Origin of the sequence: uncultured Maricaulis sp. (assembly GCF_905480005.1) — a bacterium.
Lineage (GTDB): Bacteria > Pseudomonadota > Alphaproteobacteria > Caulobacterales > Maricaulaceae > Maricaulis.
The window spans coordinates 1-3236 of the sequence record NZ_CAJQOO010000089.1 but is presented as its reverse complement, the minus strand read 5'-3'; the positions used below and the strand labels follow the sequence as shown (position 1 = coordinate 3236).

General features: G+C 60.4%; 5 protein-coding genes. 2 read left to right on the top strand and 3 right to left on the bottom strand.

Annotated features, from left to right (window positions below; genetic code table 11):
* The coding region (locus QZ266_RS08665) for an SDR family NAD(P)-dependent oxidoreductase (protein ID WP_367178226.1) at positions 1–316 on the bottom strand (316 nt) is incomplete at its 3' end.
* Here QZ266_RS08665 and QZ266_RS08660 point away from each other — a divergent pair.
* Both QZ266_RS08660 and QZ266_RS08655 read left to right on the top strand, forming a co-directional pair.
* Entirely contained in the window at positions 245–775 is a 531-nt protein-coding gene (locus QZ266_RS08660; RefSeq protein ID WP_295694017.1) for a hypothetical protein, read from the top strand. The two genes, QZ266_RS08665 and QZ266_RS08660, sit on opposite strands and share 72 nt — an antisense overlap.
* Positions 759–1670 (top strand): hydroxymethylglutaryl-CoA lyase, encoded by a 912-nt coding sequence (locus tag QZ266_RS08655; RefSeq protein WP_295694014.1) that lies wholly within the window; start codon positions 759–761, stop codon positions 1668–1670. The genes QZ266_RS08660 and QZ266_RS08655 overlap by 17 nt, the downstream gene beginning before the upstream one ends.
* On the opposite strand, the gene QZ266_RS08650 is transcribed toward QZ266_RS08655, so the two are convergent.
* Both QZ266_RS08650 and QZ266_RS08645 read right to left on the bottom strand, forming a co-directional pair.
* Entirely contained in the window at positions 1633–2631 is a 999-nt protein-coding gene (locus QZ266_RS08650) for a glycosyltransferase family 2 protein (protein WP_295694012.1), read from the bottom strand. The two genes, QZ266_RS08655 and QZ266_RS08650, sit on opposite strands and share 38 nt — an antisense overlap.
* Positions 2632–2636: 5 nt before the next feature.
* The coding region (locus QZ266_RS08645) for an O-antigen ligase (RefSeq protein WP_295694010.1) at positions 2637–3236 on the bottom strand (600 nt) is incomplete at its 5' end.

The window sequence follows — 3236 nt, the reverse complement described above, 5'->3', positions numbered from 1 at the left end:
CCTTATCAAAATCCTCTTCTGCCATACGCATCAAAAGGTTGTCTTTTGTAATTCCAGCATTATTTACCAGTATGTCAATGCTTCCAAACTCCTCCAAGACATCTTGACCTAGCTTAGCAGATTCTTCAAAATCTGCAGCGTTACTTTTATATCCTTTTGCTTTTACGCCTAAGGCGTTAAGTTCTTTCTCGAGTTCATCTGCAGCTTCTACAGACGAGCTGTATGTAAATGCTACGTTTGCTCCGTGCTTTGCAAACACTTCGGCGATTCCTTTTCCTATTCCTCTACTTGCGCCAGTGATAATGGCTGTGACCAGGTGCGCGCGGCGCGGGCCTATTCGGAGACAATCACCGGCCTGTCACCGGACGAGATCATCACCGCCTCCAGCTTCACCGAACCCAGCCTCGCCTTCTCGCTGGGCACGGATACGGTGTTGGGTGAGTCGTGGGAGGTCGTGGACTTTGCATTGAACCGTTCGGAGCCAACCATGTTGGTGCTGGACCTGTCCCGATCGTCATCACTGCGCGCACTCCTGATTTTCGGTGGTGTTACCGGCGTCCACGACGACGGCGTGGTCTTCTTGTCGCCGCCGGGAGAAGACGACACGCAGCACCTCTACACCGATCTCGTGTTGCCCTCCGACGTCAATCCCTTGGGCATCTGTCATCGTTCGCTTGCCTCAGGGACCAACTACTCCCGAGGTGCCGAAACGACCCTTCTTATCCTGTTCACCCGCTGCGCCCCAGAGGACACCCCCAATGACCCGCAAGATTGAGATCGTTGAAGTCGGGCCGCGGGACGGGCTGCAGAATGATCCGGCGATGATGTCGACGGACACCAAGATCGAGTTTGTCGACCGCCTGATCGCAGCCGGTGTGCGGCGCATGGAAGCGGCGAGTTTTGTCCATCCCAAGCTGGTTCCGGCGATGGCCGACAGTGATGCGGTGATGCAGCGCGTGCCGCGGCAGGACGGGGTGAAATATATCGGCCTGGCGCTCAATGAGCGCGGCATGCGGCGGGCGTTGGAAAACGGCTGTGACGAGGTCAATTACGTCATGGTCGCCTCGCCCGGCTTCGGGTTGAAGAACCAGAACGCGACGCCTGAGCAAACCGCCGACCTGTTCGACCGCATCGCTGTGCTCGCTCACGATGAAGGCGTGCCGGTCTCGGTGACGGTCTCGGTGGCCTTTGGGGACCCGTTTGACGGCGAAGTTGATCCGAAGGTCGTTGCGCAGCTTGCCGCTCGCGCCCGCGCCGCCGGAGCGACCGAATTCGCCATGGGAGACACGATCGGCGTTGCCGATCCATGGTCGGTCCGGCGCATTTTGGACCGCGTCCGCGCCGAGAGTGGCGACATGAAGATCCGCATGCATTTCCACAACACCCGCAACACGGCGATGGCCAATATCTATGCCGCGGTCGAGGCGGGCGTTGACGTCGTTGACGCCTCGGTCGGCGGGATTGGTGGCTGCCCGTTTGCGCCTGCGGCAACGGGCAATGTGGCGACGGAAGATGTGGTTTACATGCTCGAGCGCGGCGGCTTCGAGACCGGGTTGGACCTGGACAAGCTGATCGAAACGGCGAAATGGCTGGAAACCGAGGGGCTGAAACACCCGGTCGACAGTGCCCTGTCTAGAGCGGGCGGCTTTCCGAAACCGGCGGCTGGCTAGCTGCGGTATCCACCGCGCACTCCTGGGCAGCCCGGGCGACCTGGCGCGCCTCCATGCGGCGCAGTCGCGCAAACGCCTTGCGGCGGGCGGTGACAAGCCGGACCTTGTTGCGCAGCTGAAGCAGGGTCACGCGCCCCCAGATCGCCCCGAAAATCGGAAGGATCATGGCCATCGTGGTCAGCCGCTCGAGCGCGCCGGGATAGTATTTCCAGAAATACTTGATGAAGCCGAGCGCCTTGTGGGTCTCGACGAAGAAGGGACTGGACTGGCTGGTCCCGCCATAATGCACGATCGAGGCGCGCGGCTCGAACCAGACCTTGCCACCGCATTCACGCACCTTGCGGCAAATGTCGATGTCCTCGACATGCAGGAAATAGCGCTCGTCAAACCCACCCATCTGGAGAAAGCCGCGCCGCGGCATCAGCATGGCGGCGCCCGAGACCACCGGGACGGGGACAATGGCGTCCGGCAAGGTTTCACGCTCGAAATGCAGGCTCTTCATGAAGGGCAGGAAGCGATCCAGGCCGAGGAATGAGATCATCGCAGAGCGCGGTGTCAGTTCACCCCGGCGCCCGCCTCGCTGCTCGCTTCCGTCCGGGTTGACGATGCGCGCACCCATGACCCAGATATCCTCGCCCAATTCCTTGGCAGACGTTTTCAGGCGACTGGCGACGCCCTTCGCCAGGACAGCATCCGGATTGAGGAAAAGAACGACATCGCCGCTGGCGCGCTGGGCGCCGATATTACAGCCCCGCGCGAAGCCGAGATTGCTGCCGGTTTCGATCAGGACAAAATTGTCAGTGTCCGCCGCCATCGTGCGAAGCGACTGGATTATCTCGGGCGGATTGCCGTGATTGACCAACACGAACTCATCGACACCGGGCGCTGCAAGAATGGAGGCGACCGCCTCGGTTAGATGGGGCCCTGTATGCCAGGAAACCGTCACGACAGTCAGGCGCACGGCATCTACCGCAGCGATTTCTTCGCTGCGAGAAAGAACACGCTCGTTGCTGCCAACGCCAATGTCCCTTGGTGCCATTCTTGCCAGACCCCATAGGAGAAAACGATCAAGGACACGTAGACTACAGTAATCCAAGCTGCAGCAATCGCTTGCAGCCGCGAAAGCCGCGGCGCAGCGGCGACCCGTCCACCAAGTGCAACAAGTCCCCCCGCCAAAAGTGCAGCTCCGACCGCCCCAGTCTCGAGCCAGACTTGTAAAGTGGCATTATGCGGGTGCATCGGCAAGGCCTCGACATCGTGAAACCTCCCGTGGGCGAACACTTCTGCCTGCCCGTTAAGGGGGCGGGACGCCTCCATGCCATAGCCGAACCAGGGCTGTTCACGGATCAGATCGCCCGTATAGCTCCATATCTGCAGTCGCCATTCGAACGAGGCCGGCAGGGCCTCGCGAAACCAGACCGGAAGTACATCGATCAGGGATGGCATTATAAGCGGCACAACCATCACCGCCCCCGCCACAAGCCCGAACACGCAAGCCAGTACCGTCCGTGGCCAGATCGCTGTCAGACCCGCAGCAACCGCCCCCAGAATGAAAGCAACCGCATT

Bases quoted from the DNA above. Each gene is read 5' to 3' on its own strand.
- QZ266_RS08655 (WP_295694014.1), top strand. From the start codon at position 759: ATGACCCGCAAGATTGAGATCGTTGAAGTCGGGCCGCGGGACGGGCTG.